20 protein-coding genes are annotated in these 19,829 nt (G+C 41.7%); 19 read left to right on the top strand and 1 reads right to left on the bottom strand.

Annotation, left to right across the window (positions count from 1 at the left end; genetic code table 11):
* The first annotated feature begins 65 nt into the window (after positions 1 to 65).
* From hemW to mtaB, 8 genes are all read left to right on the top strand, one after another.
* Entirely contained in the window at positions 66 to 1,205 is a 1,140-nt protein-coding gene (gene hemW / locus MHH31_RS11780; protein WP_035702733.1) for a radical SAM family heme chaperone HemW, read from the top strand.
* A gap of 81 nt (positions 1,206 to 1,286) precedes the next feature.
* Positions 1,287 to 2,318 (top strand): heat-inducible transcriptional repressor HrcA, encoded by a 1,032-nt coding sequence (hrcA, locus tag MHH31_RS11775; RefSeq protein WP_008342473.1) that lies wholly within the window; start codon positions 1,287 to 1,289, stop codon positions 2,316 to 2,318.
* A 64-nt stretch (positions 2,319 to 2,382) separates the two neighbouring features.
* Entirely contained in the window at positions 2,383 to 2,940 is a 558-nt protein-coding gene (gene grpE, locus MHH31_RS11770; protein ID WP_008342471.1) for a nucleotide exchange factor GrpE, read from the top strand.
* A 24-nt stretch (positions 2,941 to 2,964) separates the two neighbouring features.
* On the top strand, positions 2,965 to 4,806 hold the full coding sequence (gene dnaK / locus MHH31_RS11765; protein ID WP_007501326.1) for a molecular chaperone DnaK: 1,842 nt from the start codon (positions 2,965 to 2,967) through the stop codon (positions 4,804 to 4,806).
* A gap of 165 nt (positions 4,807 to 4,971) precedes the next feature.
* Complete coding sequence (dnaJ, locus tag MHH31_RS11760) at positions 4,972 to 6,105, top strand: molecular chaperone DnaJ (RefSeq protein WP_008342467.1); 1,134 nt, start codon at positions 4,972 to 4,974, stop codon at positions 6,103 to 6,105.
* A 22-nt stretch (positions 6,106 to 6,127) separates the two neighbouring features.
* Positions 6,128 to 7,063 (top strand): 50S ribosomal protein L11 methyltransferase, encoded by a 936-nt coding sequence (prmA, locus tag MHH31_RS11755; protein ID WP_017358022.1) that lies wholly within the window; start codon positions 6,128 to 6,130, stop codon positions 7,061 to 7,063.
* Positions 7,064 to 7,086: 23 nt separating this feature from the next.
* Positions 7,087 to 7,857 carry a 16S rRNA (uracil(1498)-N(3))-methyltransferase gene (locus MHH31_RS11750; protein ID WP_217966986.1) on the top strand — a complete coding sequence of 257 codons (771 nt, stop codon included), beginning with the start codon at positions 7,087 to 7,089 and terminating at the stop codon, positions 7,855 to 7,857.
* Positions 7,857 to 9,215 (top strand): tRNA (N(6)-L-threonylcarbamoyladenosine(37)-C(2))-methylthiotransferase MtaB, encoded by a 1,359-nt coding sequence (gene mtaB / locus MHH31_RS11745; RefSeq protein WP_017367626.1) that lies wholly within the window; start codon positions 7,857 to 7,859, stop codon positions 9,213 to 9,215. The genes MHH31_RS11750 and mtaB overlap by 1 nt, the downstream gene beginning before the upstream one ends.
* A gap of 40 nt (positions 9,216 to 9,255) precedes the next feature.
* Here the strand turns inward: mtaB and MHH31_RS11740 are convergent, their stop codons facing one another.
* Complete coding sequence (locus tag MHH31_RS11740) at positions 9,256 to 10,185, bottom strand: Na/Pi symporter (RefSeq protein WP_039167243.1); 930 nt, start codon at positions 10,183 to 10,185, stop codon at positions 9,256 to 9,258.
* A gap of 184 nt (positions 10,186 to 10,369) precedes the next feature.
* Here MHH31_RS11740 and rpsU point away from each other — a divergent pair, with 184 nt between their 5' ends.
* From rpsU to MHH31_RS11685, 11 genes are all read left to right on the top strand, one after another.
* A complete protein-coding gene (gene rpsU / locus MHH31_RS11735; RefSeq protein WP_003152957.1) occupies positions 10,370 to 10,543 on the top strand; it encodes a 30S ribosomal protein S21 in 174 nt (57 codons plus the stop codon).
* A 14-nt stretch (positions 10,544 to 10,557) separates the two neighbouring features.
* Positions 10,558 to 11,007: a GatB/YqeY domain-containing protein gene (locus tag MHH31_RS11730; protein WP_007501319.1), complete on the top strand. Its 450-nt coding sequence runs from the start codon at positions 10,558 to 10,560 to the stop codon at positions 11,005 to 11,007.
* A 141-nt stretch (positions 11,008 to 11,148) separates the two neighbouring features.
* Positions 11,149 to 12,462 carry a nodulation protein NfeD gene (locus MHH31_RS11725; protein ID WP_058336632.1) on the top strand — a complete coding sequence of 438 codons (1,314 nt, stop codon included), beginning with the start codon at positions 11,149 to 11,151 and terminating at the stop codon, positions 12,460 to 12,462.
* A 27-nt stretch (positions 12,463 to 12,489) separates the two neighbouring features.
* Positions 12,490 to 13,482 (top strand): flotillin-like protein FloA, encoded by a 993-nt coding sequence (floA, locus tag MHH31_RS11720; RefSeq protein ID WP_007501317.1) that lies wholly within the window; start codon positions 12,490 to 12,492, stop codon positions 13,480 to 13,482.
* Between the two features lie 31 nt (positions 13,483 to 13,513).
* The gene (locus tag MHH31_RS11715; RefSeq protein WP_251185233.1) at positions 13,514 to 14,011 is read left to right on the top strand and encodes a hypothetical protein; all 498 of its coding nucleotides are present in this window, start codon (positions 13,514 to 13,516) and stop codon (positions 14,009 to 14,011) included.
* 206 nt (positions 14,012 to 14,217) lie between these two features.
* Complete coding sequence (yqfC, locus tag MHH31_RS11710; RefSeq protein WP_012010618.1) at positions 14,218 to 14,499, top strand: sporulation protein YqfC; 282 nt, start codon at positions 14,218 to 14,220, stop codon at positions 14,497 to 14,499.
* Positions 14,500 to 14,517: 18 nt separating this feature from the next.
* Positions 14,518 to 15,708: a sporulation protein YqfD gene (gene yqfD / locus MHH31_RS11705; protein ID WP_041506935.1), complete on the top strand. Its 1,191-nt coding sequence runs from the start codon at positions 14,518 to 14,520 to the stop codon at positions 15,706 to 15,708.
* A 3-nt stretch (positions 15,709 to 15,711) separates the two neighbouring features.
* On the top strand, positions 15,712 to 16,671 hold the full coding sequence (locus tag MHH31_RS11700; RefSeq protein WP_008342419.1) for a PhoH family protein: 960 nt from the start codon (positions 15,712 to 15,714) through the stop codon (positions 16,669 to 16,671).
* Positions 16,672 to 16,809: 138 nt separating this feature from the next.
* Positions 16,810 to 18,897 (top strand): HD family phosphohydrolase, encoded by a 2,088-nt coding sequence (locus MHH31_RS11695; protein WP_205831371.1) that lies wholly within the window; start codon positions 16,810 to 16,812, stop codon positions 18,895 to 18,897.
* Entirely contained in the window at positions 18,898 to 19,377 is a 480-nt protein-coding gene (gene ybeY / locus MHH31_RS11690) for an rRNA maturation RNase YbeY (RefSeq protein ID WP_007501310.1), read from the top strand.
* Positions 19,355 to 19,741 carry a diacylglycerol kinase family protein gene (locus tag MHH31_RS11685; protein ID WP_024718818.1) on the top strand — a complete coding sequence of 129 codons (387 nt, stop codon included), beginning with the start codon at positions 19,355 to 19,357 and terminating at the stop codon, positions 19,739 to 19,741. The genes ybeY and MHH31_RS11685 overlap by 23 nt, the downstream gene beginning before the upstream one ends.
* Positions 19,742 to 19,829 lie beyond the last annotated feature (88 nt).

Genomic DNA, 19,829 nt, shown 5'->3' with positions numbered 1-19,829 from the left:
GAAAACAAACGAAGAGGCCGCAGCGATAAACTGCGGCTCTTTACCTGTAAAGAAGGTGTCAACAAATGAAAGCAGCATACATTCACATTCCATTTTGTGAGCACATTTGTCACTATTGTGATTTTAATAAATTTTTCATTAAAACCCAGCCGGTCGATGAATACTTAGCCGCTCTTGAAAAAGAAATGCAGCACACGATCGATCAAAAAGGGGAGCAAGAACTAAAGACGATCTTTATTGGCGGAGGAACCCCGACATCACTGACAACCAGCCAGTTAGATCAGCTTATGGACAGCATTCACCGCGTATTAAAACCAACCAAAAACTTAATCGAGTTTGCAGTAGAAGCAAACCCAGACGAACTATCGCTTGAGAAATTGAATGTCTTAAAATCAGCAGGCGTTAATCGGCTGAGCTTTGGTGTTCAAACATTTGAAGATGACCTGCTCAAAAAAATCGGACGGGTTCATCAAAAGAAAGATGTTCTCACATCTTTCGAGCGAGCAAGAGCAGTTGGGTTTGACAACATTAGTCTTGATCTTATGTTTGGTTTGCCTCATCAAGAGAAGCATCATGTCATGCATTCACTAGAGACCGCTTTTTCATTAGGTGCAGAACATTATTCGGTTTATTCGCTGATTGTCGAGCCAAAGACGGTCTTTTACAATTTGATGCAAAAAGGGAAACTGCATTTACCACCGCAAGAACGTGAGGCTGAAATGTATGAGCTCGTCATGGATGAAATGGAGCGGCACGGACTCAAACAATATGAGATTAGCAATTACGCCAAACCAGGTTTTGAAAGCCAGCATAACCTCACCTATTGGAGCAACGAAGATTACTTTGGTTTTGGCGCAGGAGCGCACGGGTATGTAGATGGCGTCCGCAATGTGAACGCTGGACCAGTGAAGCATTACTTAGAGCTCATTGAACAAACAGGGTTTCCATATAAGGAAACGCATCAGGTGACAAAAGCAGAACAGATCGAAGAGGAAATGTTCTTAGGTTTGCGGAAAATTGAAGGCGTGAAAAGTGCTCACTTTCAAGCGAAATTTGGAGCATCACCAGAAGCACTCTTTCCCGCCGTTCTTGAAGAATTAGCAGAAAAAGGTCTCATTGAACAGGATGAGATTGGCATTCGTTTAACAAGAAAAGGAAAATTGTTAGGGAATGAAGTATTTCAAGCGTTTCTCGGTGAGTTATAATTGACATTTTAATTTGAGTTTGGTAATTTTGTTTATACAATTAGCACTCGTTGAAAGAGAGTGCTAACAGGGGTGATGATGATGTTAACAAATCGTCAGCTTTTGATTCTACAAGTCATTATTAATGACTTTATTCGTTCGGCGCAGCCAGTTGGATCGAGGACTCTTTCTAAAAAAGAAGACATTACATTCAGCTCTGCGACGATTAGAAACGAAATGGCTGATTTGGAGGAACTCGGTTTTATTGAAAAGACCCATTCTTCATCAGGAAGAATTCCTTCCGAAAAAGGATATCGTTATTATGTAGATCATTTGCTCTCTCCGCGAAAACTGTCATCTAAAGAGCTTGTGCTCATCCAGTCAGTATTTCAGGAGAAAATTTTTGAGCTGGAAAAAACAGTTCAAAAATCGGCGGAAATTTTATCAGATCTCACAAACTACACATCGATTGTCCTTGGTCCAAAGCTAAGTGAAAATCGATTGAAGCAAATTCAGCTTGTCCCTGTCCAGCCTAATAAAGCAGTAGCGATTATGATTACAGACAGCGGGCATGTTGAAAATAAAACCATCACCTTCTCTGAGCATCTTGATGTCTCCGATATTGAGAAGCTGATGAATATTTTAAACAGCCGCTTAGCCGGAGTCCCGATGGATCAGCTGAAGGACAGGATGTATAAAGAAGTAGTGATGCTCCTTCGCACGCATTTAAAAGACTATGATCATATTTTAGATGCGCTTGGTAACACATTCACTTCAACACAAAATGAATCAAAACTTTTCTTTGGCGGGAAGATTAATATGTTGAACCAGCCAGAGTTTCATGACATTGACCGCATTCGTTCACTCATGATGCTGATTGAACAAAAGAACGATGTCATGCAGCTGTTTCATCCAAATCAGCAAGGAATCACCATTAAAATCGGTTCAGAAAACAATTTGGAAGCAATGGAGAACTGCAGTTTAATCACAGCAACTTATGCGATTGATCAAAAATCACTCGGCTCCATCGCTGTCATTGGTCCAACCCGTATGGATTACGGGCGAGTCGTTAGTCTTTTGCATCATGTATCAAAAGACTTGTCAAACGCACTTTCCAATTTGTATGATGAGTAGGGTGATAAAAGGTGGGGGCACAGCCCCTTCGTATAATTGAATCTTTTTGAGGGAGGTGAACACAATGTCAGAAGAAAAACAGACACCTGAGCAAGCAGCAGAGGTTGAAGCACAAGAAGAAGCAGTTCAAGCAGAAACTGAGGAAGTAAAGCACGATGAACAGTCTGCCTTCCAAGAGAAGATTGATGAATTGCAGCAGCTTCTAGATGAAAAAGAAAACAAAATTCTGCGTGTTCAAGCAGATTTTGAAAACTATAAACGCCGTGCTCGAACTGAAGTGGAGACCGTGCAAAAATATCGTTCTCAACATGTTGTCAGCGACCTTCTCCCAGCTCTCGACAACTTTGAAAGAGCGCTTGGAATCGATCCAGACAATGAGCAGACGAAAAGTTTGTTAGAAGGTATGCAAATGGTTTACCGCCAGCTGGTAGAAGCGTTGAAAAATGAAGGCGTTGAACCAATTGAAGCTGTCGGCAAAGAGTTCGATCCAAACCTTCATCAAGCCGTCATGCAAGTTGAAGATGAAAACTACGATTCAAACATCGTTGTAGAAGAATTGCAAAAGGGCTATAAACTCAAAGACCGAGTTATTCGTCCATCAATGGTAAAAGTAAATCAATAACTACATAATGGGAGGTCATCGAATATGAGTAAAATCATTGGTATTGACTTAGGAACAACAAACTCATGCGTTGCAGTACTCGAAGGCGGCGAGCCAAAAGTTATTGCAAACGCTGAAGGAGCACGTACAACACCATCTGTTGTCGCTTTTAAAAATGGAGAGCGCCAAGTAGGTGAAGTAGCAAAACGTCAATCAATTACAAACCCAAACACTATCATGTCTGTTAAAAGACATATGGGTACAGATTATAAAGTAGAAGTTGAGGGCAAGAACTACACGCCGCAGGAAATCTCTGCAATCATCCTTCAACATCTTAAATCTTACGCTGAAGCTTATCTTGGCGAAGAAGTAACAAAAGCGGTTATTACAGTTCCTGCTTACTTCAACGATGCAGAGCGCCAAGCAACAAAAGATGCTGGTAAAATTGCTGGTCTTGAAGTAGAACGTATCATCAACGAACCAACAGCAGCTGCACTTGCTTATGGTTTAGATAAAACAGATGAAGATCAAACGATCCTTGTATATGACCTTGGTGGCGGTACATTTGACGTATCAGTCCTTGAGCTTGGAGACGGCGTCTTTGAAGTACGCTCAACTGCTGGGGACAACCGTCTAGGTGGAGACGATTTTGACCAAGTCATCATCGATCATCTAGTGGCTGAGTTCAAAAAAGAAAACGGCATTGATCTTTCTAAAGATAAAATGGCGCTTCAGCGTTTAAAAGATGCTGCTGAAAAAGCGAAAAAAGATCTTTCTGGTGTATCTTCTACACAAATCTCACTGCCATTTATCACAGCTGGAGATGCAGGTCCTCTTCACCTAGAATTAACGCTAACGCGTGCTAAATTCGAAGAGCTTTCTGCAGACCTTGTAGAGCGTACAATGACACCTGTACGTCAATCACTGAAAGATGCTGGTCTATCTGCTAGCGAGATTGATAAAGTTATCCTTGTTGGTGGATCAACTCGTATTCCTGCAGTACAAGAAGCAATCAAAAAAGAAACAGGTAAAGAGCCTCATAAAGGCGTAAACCCTGATGAAGTGGTTGCGCTTGGTGCGGCAATTCAAGGTGGAGTTATCACAGGAGATGTCAAAGACGTTGTTCTTCTTGACGTCACACCACTTTCTTTAGGAATTGAAACAATGGGCGGCGTATTCACAAAGCTGATTGAACGTAATACAACCATTCCAACAAGTAAATCTCAAGTATTCTCAACGGCTGCTGACAACCAAACTGCTGTAGACATTCACGTCTTACAAGGTGAGCGTCCAATGGCAGCAGACAACAAAACATTAGGTCGTTTCCAATTGACTGACATTCCACCAGCACCACGCGGCGTACCACAAATCGAAGTATCTTTTGATATCGATAAAAACGGTATCGTCAACGTACGTGCGAAAGATATGGGTACTGGAAAAGAACAAAACATCACAATCAAATCTTCTTCAGGTCTTTCTGATGATGAGATCGAAAAAATGGTCAAAGAAGCAGAAGAAAATGCTGAAGCAGATGCGAAGAAAAAAGAAGAAATCGAAGTGCGCAATGAAGCAGATCAATTAGTGTTTACAACAGAAAAAACATTAAAAGATCTTGAAGGCAAAATCGATGAAGAGCAAGTGAAAAAAGCAAACGACGCGAAAGATGCACTAAAAGCTGCGATCGAAAAAGGCGAGCTTGAAGACATCAAAGCGAAAAAAGATGAGCTGCAAACAATCGTTCAAGAACTAACGACAAAGCTCTATGAAGAAGCTGCAAAACAAGCACAAGCTCAGCAAGAAGGCGGCGCTGAAGGTGCTCAAAAAGCAGATGACAATGTAGTGGATGCAGAATACGAAGAAGTAAACGACGATCAAGAGAAAAAATAATCACCTTTACTTTTGAAAAAGACTGCTGAAACGTACTCGTCAGAAAGTCAAAGTCAGGATCTCTTGGCTTTGACTTTTTTCTTTTCAACGATGAAAAGGAATTGAAAAAGATCAATTTAAAATGATACAATCGTATTTATGTGAGAAAATCGGGAGTGTGAAGAGATGAGTAAGCGTGATTACTATGAAGTGCTTGGCGTGAGTAAGAGCGCCTCAAAGGACGAAATCAAAAAGGCATACCGCAAGCTTTCAAAAAAGTATCACCCTGATATTAATAAAGAAGCTGGCTCAGATGATAAATTCAAAGAAGTAAAAGAAGCCTATGAAACCCTTTCTGACGATCAAAAACGTTCACATTATGACCAGTTCGGTCACACCGATCCAAACCAAGGATTTGGTGGCGGCGGATTTGGCGGTGGAGGAGACTTTGGCGGCTTCGGCGGATTTGATGACATCTTCTCTAGTATTTTTGGCGGCGGAGCCAGAAGAAGAGATCCAAATGCACCGCGTCAAGGAGCGGACCTTCAATATACAATGACCCTTTCATTTGAAGAAGCGGCATTTGGGAAAGAAGCAACGATCGAGATTCCCCGCGAGGAATCATGTGAAACGTGTCATGGATCAGGTGCAAAACCTGGAACACAGGCGAAGACATGCTCACATTGCGGCGGATCAGGTCAACTAAATGTCGAGCAATCCACGCCATTTGGTAAAGTAGTCAACCGCAGAGTATGTAACTACTGTAGCGGAACTGGTAAACAAATTGAACATAAGTGTTCAACATGTGGTGGATCTGGTAAAGTGCGTAAGCGTAAGAAAATCAATGTGACGATCCCAGCAGGTGTGGACGATGGTCAGCAGCTTAGAGTATCTGGTCAAGGTGAACCAGGTGTAAATGGAGGACCTCCAGGCGATCTATTTGTTGTTTTCCATGTGAGGGCGCATGAATTCTTCGAACGAGATGGAGATGACATCTACTGCGAAATGCCGCTTACCTTTGCGCAGGCTGCACTAGGTGATGAAATTGAAGTGCCGACATTACATGGGAAAGTCAAATTAAAAGTTCCTGCGGGCACACAAACGGGCACGAAGTTTAGACTCAAAGGAAAAGGTGTAAAAAATGTACGCGGTTATGGTCAAGGCGATCAGCATATCGTTGTACGCGTCGTAACACCGACGAATTTAACTGAAAATCAAAAAGATATCATTAGAAAATTTGCTGAAGTGAGCGGAAATAAACCGGACGAACAAGAAATGAGCTTTTTCGATAAGGTGAAACGCGCATTTAAAGGCGAGTAAGACGGATAAGGAGTTGGTAGTATTGAAGTGGTCAGAAATTAGCGTCCATACAACAAATGAAGCGGTGGAACCGATCACCAATATTTTGCATGAAGCAGGTGCAAGTGGTGTCGTGATTGAGGACCCGCTTGATTTAGTCAAGGAACGTGAAAATGTATACGGTGAGATCTACCAGCTCGATCCGAATGATTATCCTGAGGAAGGGGTTATCGTCAAAGCCTACCTTCCGATGAATAGCTTTTTGATGGAAACGGTAGATGAGATCAAAGAAGCCATCAATAATCTTCTTCTATACGATATTGACCTTGGACGAAATACACTGTCAATTTGTGAAGTAAACGAAGAAGAATGGGCGACTGCATGGAAGAAATACTATCATCCTGTGAAAATCTCTGAGAAATTTACCATCGTCCCAACATGGGAAGAGTACACACCCGTTCATTCTGATGAATTGATCATCGAAATGGACCCTGGAATGGCATTTGGAACCGGTACACATCCAACAACGGTTCTTTGCATTCAGGCGCTTGAGCGCTATGTGAAGGAAAACGACACGGTGATTGACGTTGGAACAGGATCTGGCATTTTAAGTGTTGCCGCTGCAATGCTCGGTGCAAAAGACATTCATGCATTTGATCTCGACACCGTTGCAGTGGAAAGTGCAAAGCAGAACATCGAATTAAATGGTGTGAGCGAGCAAGTAACGGTAAAACAAAATAATTTACTTGATGGGATTTCAGGTGAACGCGATGTGATTGTGGCCAACATCCTTGCAGAGGTCATCATGCGCTTTACAGATCAAGCGTATGATCTATTGAAGAAAGACGGTTACTTTATTACATCAGGCATTATCGGACAAAAGAAATTACAAGTCAAAACGGCTTTAGAAGAAGCCGGTTTTGAGATTGTTGAAGTGCTGTCAATGGAAGATTGGGTCAGCATAATAGCGAAAAAATAAAGCGAGTAGGTGTCAGGACACGTATGCAACGATATTTTATCGACCTCACAAAAGAAGAAGTGACGGAAAAGGGAAACATCGTCATAAAGGGTGAAGATGTTCATCACCTTGCAAACGTCATGCGGATGAAAGCAGGAGAAGACATCCTTTGCTTAACGACAGACGGCTTTGAAGCGCTCAGTAAAATTGATACAATAACAAAGGAAGAAGTGATTTGTCACTTGGAAGGCTGGACGAATCAGAATCGAGAACTTCCGATCAAGGTGACGATTGCAAGCGGTCTGCCAAAAGGGGATAAGCTTGAATGGATTATCCAAAAAGGCACCGAGCTTGGCGCAAGTGCTTTTATTCCGTTTCAAGCGACTCGTTCGATTACAAAACTTGACCAAAAAAAGTCATTGAAAAAACGAGATCGCTGGGAAAAAATTGCGAAAGAAGCTGCCGAGCAGTCTTACCGGAATATCATTCCGCGCGTTCATCCAGTATCAACATTTAAAGAGCTGATTCAATTGGCCGGTGAATTCGATAAATGTGTCGTTGCATACGAAGAATCATCGAAAGAAGGCGAGCAAAGCCGGTTTCAAACGGTGCTCCAACAGATGAAGGGCGGACAAACCTTATTAGTGGTTTTTGGTCCAGAAGGCGGTTTAGCAGAAAAGGAGATTGAAGAACTTGAAGCGTATGGTGCAGTCATTTGCGGGCTTGGACCACGCATTTTAAGAACAGAAACAGCTCCTCTTTACGCGCTTTCTGCTATATCTTATCAAACAGAGTTATTAAGAGGTGAAGCATGATGGGAACAGTAGCGTTCCATACACTTGGCTGTAAGGTCAATCACTACGAAACAGAAGCCATCTGGCAGCTGTTTAAAGAAGCTGGCTATGAAAGAAAAGATTATGAATCAAAAGCAGACGTATATGTCATTAATACATGTACCGTCACCAATACAGGCGATAAAAAAAGCCGCCAAGTCATTAGAAGAGCCATTCGTCATAATCCGGATGGTGTCATTTGTGTAACTGGCTGTTACGCACAAACGTCTCCGGCAGAAATCATGGCGATTCCTGGTGTTGATATTGTGGTTGGCACACAAGACAGACATAAACTGCTTGGTTATATTGAAGAATACAGAAGAGAAAGACAGCCGATCAACGGAGTTGGCAATATCATGAAAGCACGGGTCTTTGAAGAACTAGATGTTCCTGCGTTTACTGACAGAACACGTGCTTCATTAAAAATCCAAGAAGGCTGTAACAATTTCTGTACATTCTGCATTATCCCTTGGGCTCGTGGATTACTGCGTTCTCGCGATCCAGAAGAAGTCATCAATCAAGCGCAGCAGCTTGTCGATGCTGGCTACAAAGAAATTGTATTAACAGGTATTCATACAGGTGGATACGGTGAAGATTTAAAGGATTATAACTTTGCTAAGCTTCTGAAAGAATTAGATGAACGTGTGGCTGGATTAAAACGAATCCGCATTTCATCCATTGAAGCAAGTCAAATTACAGACGAAGTGATTGAAGTGCTCGATCAGTCAGATAAAATTGTGAGACACTTGCACATTCCGCTTCAATCTGGCTCTAATACTGTACTGAAAAGAATGCGCCGTAAATACACAATGGAATTCTTTGCAGAGCGTTTAACGAAGCTCAAAAAAGCATTGCCAGGTCTTGCTGTCACTTCAGATGTGATCGTTGGATTCCCAGGAGAAACAGAAGAAGAATTTATGGAAACATACAATTTTGTCAAAGACCATCAATTCTCTGAGCTCCATGTGTTTCCTTACAGCAAACGGACAGGTACGCCTGCTGCAAGAATGGAAGATCAAGTAGATGAGAATGTGAAAAACGAACGCGTTCACCGCCTCATTGCTCTTTCTGATCAGCTTGCAAAAGAATATGCATCGGCATATGAAGGCGACGTCTTAGAGATTATTCCAGAAGAATCCTTCAAAGAACAAGACGGAACGCACAATCTGTATGTAGGATATACTGATAACTACATGAAGGTCGTATTTGAAGGAACAGAGGACATGATCGGCCGTTTGGTAAAAGTGAAGATTACAAAAGCAGGTTATCCTTATAACGAAGGACAGTTCGTCCGTATAAGTGATGACGTGCAGACGGATCAAGTGAGAATGACCTCATAATGAATGAAAAACCGGCAGCCATTAGGCAAGCCGGTTTCTTTTATGTTGACTGATTTGGAAGAAGGAACAAAATCAAGGCGTGAAAAGGGCGGATGAACGGGAAAAAGAGGAGAGAACTTGCAACATTAAACAGCAGACTAAAGTGCGCAATCTGCTGGGCAGGAGAGCTTGCTAAAAGTGCAACAAACTCTGTGATAAAGGTGAGAAAAGGAAGACATAAAAGTACACCTAGAACATTAAACACGACGTGTGCATACGCGGTTTGGCGGGCTGCATAACCGCCAGAGATAGCAGCCATCACGGCAGTAATACATGTTCCGATATTGGACCCTAAAACAAAGCTGATGCCTTCTTTTAGGGCGACAGTCCCTTCATTCATAAATCCCATCAAAATACCGATACATACAGAACTTGAATGAACAATGGCCGTGAACACTGTACCAGAGAGAAGAGCTGTCCAATCGGAATGCTGCATCATTTCAAGGAAACGCAGTGTCTCTGGCTGACTAGTCATCATACCTGCAATTTTTGAAAAACCTTGAATACAAAAAAAGATCATGCCAAGCCCAAATAAACTTTTTCCTGCATATCGAAAAGACTTCCTGCCCAAAATGATACATAAAAGACCAGCTGCAATCAGAACCCACATAAACACGTCCATCTTAATAGCAATAAATTCTGTCGTAAATGTTGAGCCGATATTCGTTCCAAGAATCATGGGTATGGATTTTTTAAACGTGAGAATGCCTGTACTCACAAAGCCGATAACGATAACCATAAACGCCGAACTGCTTTGAAGAACCCCTGTAAACACAATACTGACCAAGAATGCTTTGACTGGATGATCTGTAAAGAGAAGAAGTGATTTCTCAATACGAGACGACGTGAGTGCCATTAATCCTTTCCTAAGCAAACCCATTGCCCATAAAAAAATGAAAATAAGTGCACAAAAATAAATGATCGCCATCATAGAAAAGTCCTCCTCTTACCAATGAATATATGGACTTGTCTACCTGCTCATGACGAAAATATATTTCCAAATCACTTAGTTGACCTCAACCTAGGCTTATATTATAATGTCTAGGTACATGTTTTGCATATGTATATCTTTTTTTAATGCAGTCGATTGGTGTATTCGGAGGGAGGGAAAGAGAATGTCAAAAACGGTCGTTAGAAAAAACGAATCGCTTGAAGATGCTCTTCGTCGCTTTAAACGCAGTGTATCCAAAACTGGAACATTGCAAGAAGCAAGAAAGCGTGAATTTTATGAAAAGCCTAGCGTAAAGCGTAAGAAAAAGTCTGAAGCTGCTAGAAAACGTAAATTCTAAAGAGGGTGGATTTTATGAGTCTTCTTGAGCAATTAAATTCTGATATGAAGCTTTTTATGAAAAACCGAGAGAAAGACAAGCTTATTGTCATTCGTATGGTAAAGGCTTCACTGCAAAATGAAGCAATAAAGCTTAAGAAAGACAGTTTGACCGGAGATGAGGAACTAACCGTCCTTTCCCGCGAGATTAAGCAACGTAAAGACTCCCTCCATGAATTTTCGAAAGCTAATCGCTTAGATTTAGTAGATAAAGTTCAAAAAGAGATTGACATTTTAGACGTTTATTTACCTGAACAGCTTTCTGAAGAAGAACTGCAGGCGGTTGTGAAAGAAACAATCGCCGAAACCGGTGCTTCATCGAAAGCTGATATGGGTAAAGTGATGAGCGCTATTATGCCAAAAGTAAAAGGTAAAGCTGATGGGGCTGTGATTAACAGACTTGTCAGCGAGCAACTGTCTCAATAAAAAAGTATCCTTCTCATGTTAGAAGGGTACTTTTTTTATGCCTCCATAAACTTGTCATATAAAAATGAAACCTATGATACATTTGTAACGTATGTAAAGGAACGGTAAAATGAAAGAAAGAGAGGGGGGATCACCAAATAGATGAAAAAAATGAAAATTTCTATTGCTCTCTTCAGTTGTTTTATAATATGCTTGTTATTAGGGGTTCAATTGACCGCGAAATCAGCAGATCAGAAAGTTCATGTTATCCCAATTGAAGATACAGTAGAAAAAGGACTTTCTAAATTCATTGAACGATCATTTGAGCAGGCAAAGTCGGAACGGGCGAAGCACATCATTCTCGACATCAATACACCAGGTGGTGCAGTCGATGCGGCGCTTGAAATAGCCGATACCATTCGTGCATCCGACATCCCAGTGACAGCGTTTGTGAATCATAGAGCGCTTTCAGCCGGGGCATTCATTGCCCTAAATGCCGATCAAATTTATATGACCCCAAACGGAAAGATGGGGGCTGCTGCGATCATTGACGGTGAAGGCAACGCTGCCGATCAAAAATCTGAATCTCTATGGCTTGCTGAAATGAGTGACGCTGCTGAAAAGCAGGGGCGTGATCCAAAATATGCTCTTGCGATGGCAGATGTAGATATAGACGCAAAAGAAGCTGGTGCACCAAAAGGAGAACTGCTGACCTTTAACACAGATCGGGCGCTTCAGTTCGGTTATGCGGAAGGAGAAGCGAAAAATATGGATGACTTGCTTCAGAAACTGAACTTAGCAGGTGCCTCTGTTCAATACGATGAAGTGAGCTTTGCTGAAAAGGTTGCGCGTTTTCTCACGCATCCGATCGTCATTCCTATCCTTTTATCCATCGCGAGCTTAGGGTTAATTGTTGAATTGTATTCTCCGGGCTTTGGGGTCCCAGGCACCATGGGAGTCACAGCGCTTCTTCTATTCTTTTATGGTCATCTCGTGGCAGGTTTTGCAGGATATGAGACGTTGTTCCTGTTTTTGGCAGGGATTGTGTTGATCATTCTGGAATTATTTTTGCCAGGGGGAATCGTGGGTGTCATTGGACTAATCTGTGTCGTTGTCAGCTTATTTTTAGCAGCTGGAAGCTTTACAGAAATGGCGATTTCCATCTTGATTGCCACTGCTGTTTCAATCATAGCAGTTATTTTATTGACAAAGGTGTTGGGGAAACGTATGAAATTTTTTAAAAAGTTCATTTTAACCGATTCAACCAATAAAGAAAGTGGTTATGTCTCAAATGAAACAAGAGATGATCTTGTAGGACAAATCGCAGTGACAGCAACAGCACTTCGTCCATCTGGTACGATTGTATTCGGAGACGAGCGCATTGATGTTGTGTCAGAAGGTGCTTTTATCGATAAGGATGAACAAGTAAAAATTGTGAAAGCGGAAGGCTCACGCATTGTCGTGAGGAAAGTATAGATATACTGATTTTATAGGAGGAATAAAATGGATCCATCTACTTTACTATTATTCGTGATTATCGCAGCAGGTTTGATCGTTCTATCGATCTTCTTCACCTTTGTACCGGTGATGCTGTGGATTTCTGCCCTAGCGGCTGGCGTAAGAGTGAGCATTTTTACACTTGTAGGAATGAGACTTCGCCGAGTGATTCCAAACCGAGTGGTCAACCCGCTCATCAAAGCGCATAAAGCAGGTCTTGATGCGACGATTAACCAATTAGAAAGCCACTATCTTGCAGGTGGTAACGTAGACCGAGTTGTCAACGCACTGATCGCAGCTCAGCGTGCGAATATCGAATTGAACTTTGCTCGCTGTGCGGCAATCGACCTAGCAGGCCGTGACGTACTTGAAGCTGTCCAAATGAGTGTAAACCCTAAAGTCATTGAAACACCATTTATCTCAGGTGTTGCGATGGACGGGATTGAAGTAAAAGCAAAAGCACGTATTACAGTTCGTGCAAACATTGACCGACTTGTCGGTGGTGCAGGAGAAGAAACCATCATTGCTCGTGTAGGTGAAGGGATTGTCTCGACAATCGGTTCATCAGATAATCATAAAAAGGTTCTTGAAAACCCTGATATGATTTCTCAAACGGTTCTTGGTAAAGGATTAGATTCAGGTACAGCATTTGAAATTCTCTCGATTGATATCGCAGATGTTGATATCGGTAAGAACATCGGGGCAATTCTGCAGACAGACCAAGCAGAAGCCGACAAAAACATTGCACAGGCGAAAGCAGAAGAACGCCGTGCGATGGCTGTTGCACAAGAACAAGAAATGCGTGCGAGAGTTGAAGAAATGCGCGCGAAAGTAGTAGAAGCAGAGGCGGAAGTACCACTTGCAATGGCCGAAGCACTACGTGAAGGTAATATTGGAGTTATGGACTATATGAACATTAAGAATATCGATGCTGATACGGATATGAGAGATTCATTTGGCAAAATGACAAAAGGTCCATCTGATAATGAAAACAAATAAGCATCCTCTCACGCTTTAAGGAGGGAGCCCATTGGACATTCTATTTGAAAATCCGCTATTAATCGCGATTATCATCGGTATCATTTCTGCGGTTTTTGGGAAAATCGGTAAACAAGAGGAGAAGGAACAAAAGAACCAGCAAAACAAACCGGCTCCTCAGCGTAAACCAGTGCCGCAAAAGCAAACAAAACAAACAAGTCCAGATCCGGTCGTAACGGACCAACTTGACGATTTTGGCGATGTACATGATCATGGCGGGATGAAGAAACAAGGTTCACAATCCTTACAGGATCGTTATACCGCTACACTTGCCGAAATGGAAGAAAGAAAAAGCGAGCTGAATAAAGAGTTTCAATCGCTTGAAAGAGAACTTACAAGGCCAAAGGCAGCATCTGCTGGAATGAAGCCGAAAATGATTGAGAAACTCAACCAAGATACGGTCGTTCAAGGGATGATCCTTGGTGAAGTATTTGGAGAGCCTCGTGCGAAAAAGCCGCATCGAACGATGAAACGACCATATAAAAGATAAAGAAGTAAGCCCCCTCATCCTTAAGGGGGCTTTTTTGTTGTGTAATGGAGACTTTTCTTAGTCAAAATGATGAAACGGCTGTTTTACGGGATTCATTAGCATGATATGAACCGCTGAGGAATAGGATGATATAGAGGCTTTCTCATCAGTCTCACCATCTTTCAGTTTGATCTCATACACATGAGGTGGGAAGGGGTTCTTATTGAATGGGAAAAAGAAAAAATCGACTTAAAGCATGGCTGACAAGAACACTTGAAATCCCTCCGGACGTGATGATGGATCTTCCCCGTATTACGATGGTTGGCAGACTCCATATTTACATAGAGAACCATAAAGGGCTTTTACTTTTCAGTGATCAAGAGGTAAGGCTGATGCTCAAGCAAGGACAGTGCATTATTTCAGGAAAAGACTTTGTGATTAAAACGATTTTGCCAGAAGAGATCTTATTAGAGGGGAAAATCGATGAGGTCCGTTATATTGATTCTTAACTGACGGAGGGGAGAAACGTGAAGAATAAATGGTTTGCCTATTTTATTGGCAGAGTGGAAGTGGAGATAAGAGGAAGCGGTATTGAGCGGCTGATCAATGAGTGCACGAGACAGGGGATCACAATTTTTCAAGTGAGCCGCCGTCAAGACAGCGTGCGCTTATTTATTCGCCTCTCAGATGTACATGCCTTTAGAAAAGTGCGCAGACATCATGAGGTGAAATGTTCATTTCATCAAAAGAAAGGGTTCCCGTTTCTTCTTCTATGGTCGAGAAGAAATATTGGATTCACCCTCGGGATGGCTTTTTTCCTAGTGACGATATTGGCACTTTCAAATATGGTGTGGAAAATTGAGATTAAAGGTGCGAATCCAGAAACAGAACACCAAATGAGAAAGCATCTGGACGAAATAGGGGTACAAAAAGGGCGTTTTCAGTTTCTTATGGGGACACCTGAAAAAATACAAAAGTCATTGACGACCAATATTCAGAGCATTACATGGGTCGGAGTTGAACTGAACGGAACGACGTTTCAAATGAAAGTGGTCGAAAAAAATGAACCAGAAAAGGAGAAATATACGAGTCCTCAGCACATCGTTGCCAAGAAAAAGGCGGTCATCACGAGAATGTATGTAGAAAAGGGGGAACCGCTTGCCCAGGTCGATGAGCATGTGAAAAAAGGGCAGATGCTCGTCTCAGGTTTAATTGGGAGTGAAGATCAGAAAAAAACGGTCGGAGCCAAAGCGAAAATATATGGTGAAACATGGTACCGATCTGAAGTTTCTGTCCCTCTCCGAACATCTTTTGATGTCTTTACGGGTAAAATGAAGACAAAGCACAAGCTCTCCTTATTTGGAGGCTCCATCCCATTTTGGGGATTTTCCTTTAAAAAAGATGATTTTCAGCAGCCGAAAACAGAAAAAGAAGTTCACCCGCTTCATTTTTTGAATATGCAGCTACCGTTCTCCTATGAAAAGGAAATCACACGAGAAAGTGAAAAAATAAATCGAGAATACACAAATAAAGAAGCGGTTCAAGCAGGGATTAAAATGGGTAAAAAAGAATTAGAAGAAAAGCTAGGTCAAACAGGTGAGGTGAAAAGTGAAAAAGTTTTGCACGAGACAACAGGGAATGGTAAAGTTAAGTTAATCATCCTTTACCAAGTAATAGAAGATATTGTTCAACCAACACCTATTGTTCAGGGAGACTAGAGAATGACAGAACATTTACTTGAGATTCAACAAAAATTGGATAGCCCAAACGAAGCCATTGCTTTATTTGGCAATCAAGATGCTTATCTGAAACTGATGGAAAACGAGCTGAATGTCTCCATTATCACACGTGGAGAGAAAGTGTATGTTTCTGGTCAGGAAGCATCGAGAGATACTGTGAGCCGTTTGATTACATCTCTCTTACATCTCATTCGTAAAGGAATTGAGATTTCTGAACGGGATGTCGTCTATGCCATTAAAATGGCGCAAAAAGACAAGCTCAATTATTTTGAAAATATGTATGAAGATGAAATTACGAAAAATGCCAAAGGAAAGTCGATCAGAGTCAAAACGATCGGCCAGCGTGAATATGCTGCGGCAATGAAAAAAGATGATCTGGTCTTTGGGATTGGCCCTGCTGGTACAGGTAAAACGTATTTGGCAGTGGTCAACGCAGTACATGCCCTCAAAAATGGACATGTCAAACGGATTATCCTGACAAGGCCAGCTGTTGAAGCAGGGGAAAGTCTTGGCTTTTTGCCAGGAGATTTAAAAGAAAAAGTCGATCCTTATTTAAGACCGCTATATGATGCTCTGCACGATGTGCTTGGCAGTGATCATACGGAACGTTTAATTGAGCGCGGAGTGATTGAAATTGCCCCTCTTGCCTATATGAGAGGGCGGACGCTTGATGATGCATTTGTGATTTTAGATGAAGCGCAGAATACAACGCCAGCTCAAATGAAAATGTTTTTGACGAGACTAGGCTTTGGTTCTAAAATGGTCATTACAGGAGATATTACACAAATTGACCTGCCTAAAGGTATGCAGTCAGGTCTTGCGGCTGCAAAGGACATGCTTGCTGAGATCAAGGGTATCTCATTCATTGAATTAGATCAGACAGATGTGGTCAGACACCCGCTTGTGGCGAAGATCATTGGAGCATACGAAAAGCAAAAATGAACTGAGTGACCCGATCGCCTTAATCGGGTCATTTTGTTTCGATCGTGGTTTAAAGTAAAAAAGGAGGTACTTTCCTTGAGAAAGAATCAGAAAGGCAGTAAGCGAAAAAGACTGCTGTCTAAAAAAGAACCTCAAAAAATGGAGCGCTCACGCTATTTAAACGTACTGCTATACGCTGGTTTAGCAGCCATTCTGTTTGTGGTGCTCTTCTTCCATGTAAAGCCTGAATCGCTCGACCTAGATTTGTTTTCAGTGAGCGAACAGACCATCTATTCTCCGTCTACCGTTGATGACCAAGAAGCAACAGAAGAAAAGAAACAAGAAGCAACGGATCAAGTGGAAGACCAATATACACTCAAAAAAGCGTATTCTGATAATCGTGTTGACCTCATTTCATCCCTCTTTGAAGCCATTAAAGAAGAGAAGAAAGCAGCTGATGACAAAGAGAACCCGCCAACAGATCAAGAGATGGTGAAGCGTGTAAAAGAAAAACTCACAACGGATATGCAGGAAGCTGTTTCGGATCAATCGATTAAAGCACTGCTCCAAGCAAGTGACGAAAACCTTTCTTTTACAAAGGATTCCATCATCACAGTGGTCAATTCTCTCATGGGTAAAGAAATCACAGCTTCTAAGCTGCAAGATGAAAAGAAACAAGTGAAAGCAGAGCTTGAAAACAATTCGATTCCGTCAAAATATTTAAATGCAGCGAAAGAAATTGGTGAATTTGCGATTATTCCAAACTATGTATTTGACCCAGTCGCAACAGAGAAGAAAAGACAAGAAGCAGCTGATAATATCCAGCCGGTTCAAATCAAGCAAGGGCAAATTTTAGTAGAAGAAGGCGAGCTCATTGACCGTGAAGTGTATCGTAAATTAGAACTGACGGGTCTTTTAAACAGTTCCAATTTGTTTAAGCCTGTAAGCGGTCTTATCATCTTAATCGGTCTCTTCTTAGCGGCGATTGTCCACTCACTGGAATCGAGGAAAAAGTCGCTCGTCCATAAGAATAAATCGTTACTGCTGTACTCGCTCATTTTCACCATTATTTTAATCATCATGGAAGTATTCAGTCTCTTCCAGGAAACGAAGTATACGACCATAGGCTATGTCGTGCCTGTTGCACTTGGTACGATGCTGATTAAGCTGCTGATCAATGAGCGGCTGGCAATCTTCTCCGGCCTTGTATTTGCCCTTTGCGGCAGTATGATGTTTAATCAAGGAGTAACAGGTGTCTTTAACTATGTCATCTGTGCTTATTATCTAATAAGCGGGATGGCAGGAATTTTATTTTTGAGAAAACACAATGCGAGATCGAAAATTTTGCAGGCGGGGCTTTGGGTAGCTTTGGTGAATGTACTTGTCGTGCTGTCCATTACGCTGATTCAAAATTCTTCTCCATCAGGGCTTGAAATAGGTGTGAACCTCATCATGGCGATTGTGTCAGGGTTTGCATCGGCTATTTTGGTTATTGGGTTAATGCCAGTCTTTGAGAGCATGTTTGGCATTCTTTCGACCATGAAGCTTATTGAATTATCGAACCCGAATCATCCGCTGCTGAAAAAGATCTTAACAGAGACGCCAGGTACATATCATCATAGTGTCATGGTGGCGAATTTAGCGGATGCTGCATGTGAAGCAGTCGGTGCAAATGGATTGTTAGCAAGGGTTGGAGCTTATTATCATGACATTGGAAAAACGAAAAGGCCACAATACTTTATTGAAAACCAAATGAACATTGATAATCCGCACGACAAGCTTTCTCCTCAGCTGAGCAAGAATATTATTATTGCCCATACGACAGATGGTGCTGAAATGCTGAGAGAAAAGAAGTTTCCAGAGGAACTTGTGGACATTGCAGAACAGCATCACGGAAAGTCCCTGCTGAAGTTCTTTTACTATAAGGCGAAAGAACGGGATGATCAGGTGACAGAAGAAGAATTTCGTTATCCTGGTCCAAAACCGCAATCGAAAGAAGCGGCCATTATTTCTGTAGCTGACAGCGTGGAGGCGGCGGTTCGTTCGATGCATAATCCAAACCCTGAGCGGATTGAAAAGCTTGTGAAAGGCATTATTTCAGATAAGATGCAGGATGGGCAATTTAGTGAATGTGATCTTACATTTAAAGAATTAAATATTATTAGCCAAACAATTTGTACAACATTAAAGGGGATTTTCCATTCTCGGATTGAATATCCAGATGCCCCGAAGCAGAAGGTGAAGTAAATGACATTGTTAATCGATTTAATAGATGAAACAGGACAAGTATCGAAAGAGCAGCTTGAAGAAGTGGAAAAGCTTCTTCAATTTGCTGCGGATGCTCTTGAAGTAAAAGATCAAGCAGAAGTATCAGTATCGATCGTTTCAAATGAAGAAATTCATCAAATTAATAAAGAATACCGAGGAAAAGATGCACCAACAGATGTAATTTCATTTGCCCTTGAGGAAGAAGGCGAAGGGGAAATTGAAATCATTGGAGCTGATGACATTCCGCCTGTACTTGGTGACATTATCATTAGTGTTGATCGTACGAAAGAGCAAGCAGAGGAATATGGACATTCCTTCATGAGAGAGCTAGGATTTTTAACGATTCATGGTTTTCTTCATTTGCTTGGTTATGATCATATGACAGAAGAAGATGAAAAAGAAATGTTCGCCAAACAGACAAAAATCTTGGATGATTATGGCCTTTCGAGATCATCGTAAGAAGCGAACGCCGCTTGTCCGTTTTTTTCGGAGTTTTTATTATGCATTTAGAGGAATATGGCGAACTTTCTTGAATGAACGGAATTTTCGGTTTCACACAGTCGCAGCCATCATCGTGGTGATTTGCGGCTTTTGGTTTCACATTCATCCGGTTGAATGGATGATCATTCTGCTTTTATGCGGCGGGATGTTTGCGTTAGAACTTGTGAATACAGCGATTGAACATACAGTAGATCTTTTCACAGAAGAGAAGCATCCTCTTGCTGAGAGAGCGAAGGACGCGGCAGCAGGCGCTGTTTGCGTTTACGCCGCCATTTCGGTTATGATTGGGTTGATGATCTTCTTACCGAAGATCATGCAATAGAACAATATTACTATTTATTAACATTTTTAGAAATGGGCGTGAAAATGTCACGTGAATTATGTAAAATATAAATGTGACAGTGGTACCA

This window comes from Bacillus sp. FSL K6-1033, assembly GCF_038630765.1.
GTDB lineage: Bacteria > Bacillota > Bacilli > Bacillales > Bacillaceae > Bacillus > Bacillus altitudinis.
This window is presented reverse-complemented; position numbering and strand designations above follow the sequence as displayed.

Bases quoted from the DNA above. Each gene is read 5' to 3' on its own strand.
- hemW (WP_035702733.1), top strand. From the start codon at position 66: ATGAAAGCAGCATACATTCACATTCCATTTTGTGAGCACATTTGTCAC.
- hrcA (WP_008342473.1), top strand. From the start codon at position 1,287: ATGTTAACAAATCGTCAGCTTTTGATTCTACAAGTCATTATTAATGAC.
- grpE (WP_008342471.1), top strand. From the start codon at position 2,383: ATGTCAGAAGAAAAACAGACACCTGAGCAAGCAGCAGAGGTTGAAGCA.
- dnaK (WP_007501326.1), top strand. From the start codon at position 2,965: ATGAGTAAAATCATTGGTATTGACTTAGGAACAACAAACTCATGCGTT.
- dnaJ (WP_008342467.1), top strand. From the start codon at position 4,972: ATGAGTAAGCGTGATTACTATGAAGTGCTTGGCGTGAGTAAGAGCGCC.
- MHH31_RS11750 (WP_217966986.1), top strand. From the start codon at position 7,087: ATGCAACGATATTTTATCGACCTCACAAAAGAAGAAGTGACGGAAAAG.
- mtaB (WP_017367626.1), top strand. From the start codon at position 7,857: ATGGGAACAGTAGCGTTCCATACACTTGGCTGTAAGGTCAATCACTAC.
- MHH31_RS11740 (WP_039167243.1), bottom strand. From the start codon at position 10,185: ATGATGGCGATCATTTATTTTTGTGCACTTATTTTCATTTTTTTATGG.
- rpsU (WP_003152957.1), top strand. From the start codon at position 10,370: ATGTCAAAAACGGTCGTTAGAAAAAACGAATCGCTTGAAGATGCTCTT.
- MHH31_RS11730 (WP_007501319.1), top strand. From the start codon at position 10,558: ATGAGTCTTCTTGAGCAATTAAATTCTGATATGAAGCTTTTTATGAAA.
- MHH31_RS11725 (WP_058336632.1), top strand. From the start codon at position 11,149: ATGAAAAAAATGAAAATTTCTATTGCTCTCTTCAGTTGTTTTATAATA.
- floA (WP_007501317.1), top strand. From the start codon at position 12,490: ATGGATCCATCTACTTTACTATTATTCGTGATTATCGCAGCAGGTTTG.
- yqfC (WP_012010618.1), top strand. From the start codon at position 14,218: ATGGGAAAAAGAAAAAATCGACTTAAAGCATGGCTGACAAGAACACTT.
- MHH31_RS11700 (WP_008342419.1), top strand. From the start codon at position 15,712: ATGACAGAACATTTACTTGAGATTCAACAAAAATTGGATAGCCCAAAC.
- MHH31_RS11695 (WP_205831371.1), top strand. From the start codon at position 16,810: ATGGAGCGCTCACGCTATTTAAACGTACTGCTATACGCTGGTTTAGCA.
- ybeY (WP_007501310.1), top strand. From the start codon at position 18,898: ATGACATTGTTAATCGATTTAATAGATGAAACAGGACAAGTATCGAAA.
- MHH31_RS11685 (WP_024718818.1), top strand. From the start codon at position 19,355: ATGGCCTTTCGAGATCATCGTAAGAAGCGAACGCCGCTTGTCCGTTTT.